At 42.5% G+C, this 6,026-nt stretch carries 5 protein-coding genes and 1 pseudogene; 5 read left to right on the top strand and 1 reads right to left on the bottom strand.

The features are described 5' to 3' along the window. Positions 1-19: 19 nt before the first annotated feature. A pseudogene (locus AB4503_RS22285) lies at positions 20-589 on the bottom strand (LuxR C-terminal-related transcriptional regulator); the annotation flags it as partial. 278 nt (positions 590-867) lie between these two features. On the opposite strand from AB4503_RS22285, the gene AB4503_RS22280 reads away from it, so the two are divergent. The 5 genes from AB4503_RS22280 to AB4503_RS22260 all read left to right on the top strand — a co-directional run bounded on the left by AB4503_RS22280 (position 868) and on the right by AB4503_RS22260 (position 6,019). Further along, positions 868-1,425 carry a single-stranded DNA-binding protein gene (locus AB4503_RS22280; RefSeq protein ID WP_017061342.1) on the top strand — a complete coding sequence of 186 codons (558 nt, stop codon included), beginning with the start codon at positions 868-870 and terminating at the stop codon, positions 1,423-1,425. Between the two features lie 161 nt (positions 1,426-1,586). Then, positions 1,587-3,602: an RNase E specificity factor CsrD gene (csrD, locus tag AB4503_RS22275; protein WP_017062969.1), complete on the top strand. Its 2,016-nt coding sequence runs from the start codon at positions 1,587-1,589 to the stop codon at positions 3,600-3,602. A 2-nt stretch (positions 3,603-3,604) separates the two neighbouring features. Next, complete coding sequence (locus tag AB4503_RS22270; RefSeq protein ID WP_017065934.1) at positions 3,605-5,047, top strand: MSHA biogenesis protein MshI; 1,443 nt, start codon at positions 3,605-3,607, stop codon at positions 5,045-5,047. Next, complete coding sequence (pilO, locus tag AB4503_RS22265) at positions 5,047-5,694, top strand: type 4a pilus biogenesis protein PilO (protein WP_017061345.1); 648 nt, start codon at positions 5,047-5,049, stop codon at positions 5,692-5,694. The genes AB4503_RS22270 and pilO overlap by 1 nt, the downstream gene beginning before the upstream one ends. Further along, positions 5,687-6,019 (top strand): hypothetical protein, encoded by a 333-nt coding sequence (locus AB4503_RS22260; protein WP_017061346.1) that lies wholly within the window; start codon positions 5,687-5,689, stop codon positions 6,017-6,019. The genes pilO and AB4503_RS22260 overlap by 8 nt, the downstream gene beginning before the upstream one ends. Positions 6,020-6,026 lie beyond the last annotated feature (7 nt).

Raw genomic sequence — 6,026 nt, 5'->3', positions numbered from 1 at the left:
TGATTTAGGCAACAACGCCGAGGTGAGATTTAACCGTGAACTCACTAATAAACAAGTCATCGGCGATTTGTGTGTTTGAAGACCCGGATTGAAGACAGCGAATCACCTGGATCTCACGAATGGTTAAATCAACATTGGTTGGTGTGGTGTTGGTATTGACCATATTGCGATAATAAAACAACAGTTGATTGGTTACCTTCCTTGGCAGCCAGTTATCGCCATCAATGACTTCTTGAAGACCACGAGCAATCTTGTCCTTTTGTTCAGTGTTGTAAAAGAGTCCTTTTAGTACCCCATAGGTAAGAAGCTCTGAGGTTGGAAGTTGCTGGGGGACATTGAATAAAATGATTTCGTGATTTTTCCACATAACAGTCAGGTTAGGACAAATAATCAGTAGTTGTGGTACCTCTCTGTAATCGACGAGCAAGATCCGGTTACTCCGCTTTCTATCAACTAGCATTAATTCGTCGGGTGTCATTTTGTAGAGAACAATAGATAAATGCTTTTCTATCTCTTTTACATGTAGATAGGTATCGTTTGGGTCGATGCACAGAAAGTGTAAAGTGCGAGCGTATCTTGATTTTCTCATTGAAACGTCCTGTTTGAGTGGGATTAGATTCCACGTTGTCATGCAGGCTTTAGCTTCTCTAGCGCCTTGATAGTGACTTGCGTTGAATATCAATTATCAAAGTAAATGAGTGGTTTGTAAGTGGAGAAAAAAGCAACATCGCTCTGAATATCATGATTTGTTACGTTTTTATTCTTTGTAGTGAGGAGAGAATAGGAATGCGATTTATCACTGCAGAAAAGCATGCTATTCTTGTGCGCTAAAATTTTCTGAGACTATGAATTTAGACGGAGCAAATCATGGCTAGCCGTGGAGTTAACAAAGTTATATTAGTGGGTAACCTAGGTAATGACCCTGAAATTCGTTACATGCCAAATGGCGGCGCAGTAGCGAACATTACCATTGCAACGTCAGAGTCATGGCGTGATAAAGCAACTGGCGAGCAGCGTGAAAAAACAGAATGGCACCGTGTTGCTCTGTTTGGCAAGCTTGCGGAAGTTGCTGGTGAGTACCTACGTAAAGGTTCTCAAGTTTACATTGAAGGTCAACTTCAAACTCGTAAATGGCAAGATCAAAGCGGTCAAGATCGCTACACAACTGAAGTGGTTGTTCAAGGCTTCAATGGTGTAATGCAAATGCTTGGCGGCCGTGCTCAAGGTGGTGCTCCTGCTCAAGGTGGCATGGGTAACAACCAACAGCAAGGTGGTTGGGGTCAGCCACAGCAGCCACAACAACAGCAACAACAATACAGTGCTCCCGCTCAACAGCAGCCAAAAGCACCTCAACAAGCTCCTCAGCAGGCTCAACCTCAATATAATGAGCCGCCAATGGATTTTGATGATGACATCCCATTTTAGTCCCTGTTTTTAATATATTATAAAGACAGTATTAAATTGGAAAAAGCCGCGTTCATCGCGGCTTTTTGTTACCTACAATTCTTAACGCTTTATTTACAACGTCAATTTATAGTATAAGTAGCAATACGGTATAATGTGAGTTGAAAAGGATTTCGTTATTCATGAGATATACCCCGACACTAAAATTGAGCACTCGATTGGTCGCATTTGTCACCGTGATAGTGATCAGCGCGATGTTCATTCTTTTTATTGGTGGCACACTTTCCTTTAAGCGTATTGGACAGGAATATTTAGACCATTATTTGGTTGGCATTGTCGACGTTGTAGATAAAGAGATGGAAGACCCTGACGCCGCGTATTCAATGCAGCGTTGGATGCCTAAGATGTTGCAGGCGAGCAATATTGTTGAGATGAAACTCTCGAACAAGACCGGCATCGTTTATCGTTTCAAAGATACCTCCCCACAAATTGATCCCAATCGTCTTTATGAGAAAAGCTTCATTTTAGAGCGTAATGAAGGCTACCGAATCGAATTTAAAGCACTTCCTCCTTATATTGGCTACAACTACTCAATGGAAGCGATGTGGTCAATTACTTTGGCTGTCGCATTGGTTCTGTTCTGTCTTGCTCGCGGTGTTCGTTGGTTGAAAGAACAACTCATGGGTTCTGAAATCTTGGAAGAGCGAGGAAGAATGATCTTGGCCGGTCAGGTTGAAGCTCATGCAAAGGGAGATGAGCGAGAGTGGCCTTATACCGCAAGCGAAGCCTTAGATGTATTGATTGAAGAGCTACAAGATGCTCGTCAAGAACGAAGTCGCTTTGATACCTTTATTCGTACCCATACTTTCCTAGATAAACTCACGGGAACGGCAAACCGAGTTTTATTCGATAATAAGCTGGAATCGGCACTGCATGAAAGTGGTGCTCGAGGCGGTGTGTTACTGATACGTATCGACGAATGGGAGCAAGTTAGTGATGCTAACGATAAGCAAACCACAGACGGCTTTATTATTGAAGTCGGTGAAGTACTGTCGAATATCGTTCAACGCTATCCCGATGTCATTTTTTCTCGCTATTACGAAGCGGACTTTGCTGTATTTATCCCTCATCAGGGCGCAAAAGATATTGCGACCTTGGCTGCTCAGTGTTTAAGGCAGTTAGATAAGCTAACTCCGCCAGAGCCTTTAGAGTCGGATAACTGGTGTCATATTGGTGTGACCATGTATACCGAAGGTGAGCGTCATAGCCAGATCATGGATGAAACGGAAACGGCACTAAAGAGTGCTCAGTTAGAGCGTATTAATAACTGGAGCCGTTACCCGAAAGAGAATAAGAATGAGCTTGATAGAGGCAGTGTTCGTTGGAGAACATTACTTGATAAAGCGCTGCTTCCTGAAAATTTAGTAATCTTTGCTCAGCGGTGTTATCTTATGCCGGAATCTGGTCAAGTTAATGAATTGCATAGAGAAATATTTACTAGAATTCAGGATCCTGACAAAGGTTTATTGAAATCGTCTCGATTTATGCCTGCGGTAGAGCAAGTGGGTTATCAAGCTCAAATGGACCAATCGGTTCTAAAGGTTGTGTTGAAATCGTTGAAAGAATCAACTCAACCTATCAACTATTCAGTGAATCTGAATGTTACCCCGTTTGCTAATAAACAGCACTTTAAGTGGTTTAGGAGTGAGTTGTTACAGCTCTCTGCTCAACACCGCTCTCAGCTTGCGTTTGAGTTTCCAGAAGGGCACTTGATTGCTCATCTTGATTATATGAGACCGGTGGCAAAGATGTTGCGAGGTTTAGGGTGTAAAGTTGTGGTTGGCCAAGCTGGGCGAACCATTGTTAGCACTCACTATATAAAGGATTTGAAGGTTAATTATATTAAGCTTCATCGAAGCCTAATAAAGAAAATCGACCAAAGGCATGAGAACCAACTGTTTGTTCGCAGCTTAATTGGGGCGTGTGGTGATTCTCCAACTCAAGTTATTGCCGTTGGAGTCGAGACAAAACAAGAAAAGAATACCTTGATAGAGTTAGGCATTAACGGCTATCAAGGGAGATATTTCGACGAAGAACAACAAATTATCCCTTTGCCTAATCAAGCAGAAAAAGCCGCGAAAGCGGAATCTGTTGTCAAAGTTGGACGAAGAAATCGATGGCGTAAGAGTAGTAGTTAAGAATGAATTTTAAAGCGATTTTAGACAAAATAAAGCCAACGAATAATAAAGGTAGCTCGCAAGTTGTCTTGCTGGGCAATGACGCCATTTATATTTCATCGACAGAACAAGATCCTCAAGTAGCCAGCATTCCCGTGGTTAATGGGGACTGGGAGAGTGCGCTAAAAAAATCGCTTAGCAGTGAGGCGTTTACCAGTAATAGCGTCCAACTGATTGTCTGTGCTAACTACTACCAAACCTACCAAATTGATAAACCGGACATTCCAGAGAGTGAATGGTCGGTAGCACTGCCTTTTTTACTCAAAGATCTTGTTTCAGAAAGAGTCACGGAAATTACTGCGAGTGCGGTCGCGTTACCAACGTCGAACAAGCTGCAAGTATATGTCCTGCCTAAAAAGCTGTTGGACAAGCTTTTGAATATCACTAATTCGGCTCAGGTTGAATTAATAGGTGTTGCTCCTGAAGATGAAATCTGGGGTTACAGTGCAGGCGAACTGTCTAATTTCATTCTTTTACAACGTAGCGTCAATTCACACTTTAAATTGGGTGCGTTTGTCGAAAATACCGTTTGTTTTCAAAGAACCATCCGCAGTGTTGTGCCACCTTTAACGGGTGTTGCGTCAAGTGCTCTGCAGTTAGATGGCCTCGCTTTAGAGCTTCAACGCTCGATTGATTACCTTTCTTCTCAAATTAAAGGCACCCAGCTTCACCAGCTTAAAATCTGTTGTGACGAAGAAGATGAAGCAGAGTTACAAAGTGCCTTAAACAGTACATTGAGCTCGACAGTTTCACTGTTGGTTGAAGGTGAGCGTGATAATTCAGAGAGTTTGTTGCTTAAACTTGCAGCTGAAAAAGAGACGTTTAAGGTCAATCTTTACCCTGAACACCTTAAGCCTAAAAAAGAATATTTTACGCTGACCAATGTTGTTGCGAGCTGGGGAGTAGTTTGTGTTTTGATGCTTGGTGGTTACTTCGCAATGCAGTATCAAGTTTCTAATCTAGATAAAGAGCTAACAGCCCTGCAACAAGACTCGAATCAACTTAACAAGCAAGTTAACCAATTGAATAGTAAGTTAACTCAGCATAAACCGTCTCCAGAGAAAGTCGCGGCGGTTGCGCGTCTCAAACGTGAGACTGAGGCTAAAAAAGAGGCTTTGAAGGCTGTTGGACAATACGACGAATCCCAACAAGTCGGGTATTCTGGCGTCATGAATTCCTTAGCTAAATTAGGCCGAAATGACATTTCTCTTTCGCACATCTACATGACCCACGATACTTTAGATCTTAGTGGCTTGGCTCGTAACGCAAATGTCGTTCCGAACTGGATTGGTCAGTTTAAAAGTGAGCTTAATTTAGTCGGACGCACTTTTGAAAAACTAAAAATTGGCCGTAATGATCAGGATGTGGTGACGTTTGAGCTAAGTACTCGTCGGGAGAGTAAATAATGCAGCAGTGGAACCAGCTGAGCGATAAGTTTCTTGCATTAAGTCAAAGAGAAAAATGGCTACTTTTTGTGTGTGGTTTTGTTGGCCTATCGATGTTGTTGTTCACCTTATTGGTTGAGCCTGCGTATCTCGATCTACAAGCTAAAAATGCCAAGGCGAGCAGCCTGACTCAATCGAATCAAAGGCAGCAAGGTGAGTTACTTGTTCTGCAAGCTCAGTTAAACAAAGACCCAGACAAAGAAATTAATCGAGAGTACAAAAAGCTGCTGGTGGAGAGCCAAGATCTCTCTCTTCAGCTTTCTCAGATTGTTGATGGATTAATCACACCTTCTCAAATGTCGCAGTTACTGGAGAGCGTTCTTAACGCCGGTAATGGACTAAAGCTTGAATCGCTAGAGTCATTAAAACCAGAAGCGATTTCGAACAATAAAGAGACCAGCGAATATTCAGGCTACTTTCTTCACCCTGTAAGAATGGAGCTAACCGGCAGTTACTTTGATATCTCAGCTTACCTTCAAGCACTTGAGTCTCTACCTGTGAGTTACTACTGGCGCACATTTGAATACTCAGTAGAAGAATATCCTAAAGCTCGACTGGTGTTCGAGGTTTACACATTAGGTACTAGACAGGAGTTTATCGGTGGTTAGAACTCTTTTGTTGTCCTTGCTATTTAGTAGCTCTTTTGTGTGGGCTGAGCAAGATCCCACGGCGCCATTAGGCTGGCTTTCACCTCAACAAAAAACGGCGCCTGCTAAGAAAGCACCAACTCGTTATCGCTTGCCTTCTTTAGAAAGCATCGTGTGTAAGGGAGATACGCCTTGCTATGCGATTATGAATGGTCAGATTCTCGGACAAGGGGAAACGATCAGAGGGTACCGAGTTAAGAACATAGATCCAGAATACGTCACTCTGCAGAGAAGCTCTAAGCAGTGGAAATTAGAGATGTTCTCTTTAGATGTTAAGAATAATTAAGGTTAGA

It is taken from the genome of Vibrio sp. 10N.222.55.B11, from assembly GCF_041473705.1.
In the GTDB taxonomy this organism is placed as follows: domain Bacteria; phylum Pseudomonadota; class Gammaproteobacteria; order Enterobacterales; family Vibrionaceae; genus Vibrio; species Vibrio crassostreae_C.
The sequence above is the reverse complement of the archived record's forward strand: the minus strand, read 5'-3'. Positions and strand labels throughout refer to the sequence as shown.